The sequence below is a fragment of the Vibrio sp. 1401 genome (assembly GCF_033340295.1).
In genome coordinates this window covers 1-702 of the sequence record NZ_JAWOWF010000365.1, presented here as the reverse complement: position 1 = coordinate 702, position 702 = coordinate 1, and the positions used below count along the sequence as shown (strand labels likewise).

Annotated in this window: 1 pseudogene; it reads right to left on the bottom strand. The window is 45.0% G+C overall.

Going from position 1 to position 702, the window contains the following annotated elements:
• Positions 1–619, bottom strand: a pseudogene (locus tag R7Z77_RS25660) (capsular biosynthesis protein); the annotation flags it as partial.
• Positions 620–702: the final 83 nt, after the last annotated feature.

Below are 702 nucleotides of genomic sequence, written 5' to 3'. Positions count from 1 at the left end.
CGATCAGACTCGCCAGCAGCAATGCCGCTATTAGGCTGTTGATGTTTTGTGAGTGCAGTGTGCTCAGGCCAATAATGAACAAAACCATGAGCACACTGACGCCGAGTTGAAGCGCGAATAGGGATGGCACCACCATTTTACTTGCTTGTAAAACACGGCTGTTGGTTTGTCCTAATACGAGGAAAGGTACACACATCAGCGCGAGCGTAATCGCCACTATTGGACTGTTGGTTTGATTCAGTTGATTTGGAAACAGGTAAAAGCCGACAAATAGAGTAACGGCAGCCGTGAAACAAAATGTGATGCTGCGAGTTAAAGCCGTCCAATAGTTGTCACTTTGCTGTTGAATATCTCCGTTGCTAAACGCGATAGCGTTGAATCGGACTAAAGCAACGTCAAAGCCTCGCTGAGAAATAATGGCTGTGAGCGATACGAGATTGAACAAGAAGAAAAACTGACCTGAAGTGGATGCATCGGTTGTGCGCGACACGATGAGCGTAAGCAAAAAGGCAAATAATGCACTGAAAACTCGCGTGATTGCCGTTTTCATGCCGAGTGACAGCAAGTTCTTTTTGCCACTCGGCATAAGTAGCAGTTTTTGTTGAATGGCTTGAAACATTCTATTTCTCTAACTGTAAATGTTGTTTAGAGCGAGGCGTTGTTTTTCTTCACTGAACGTCTCATTCAACTCGGTGGTGTATT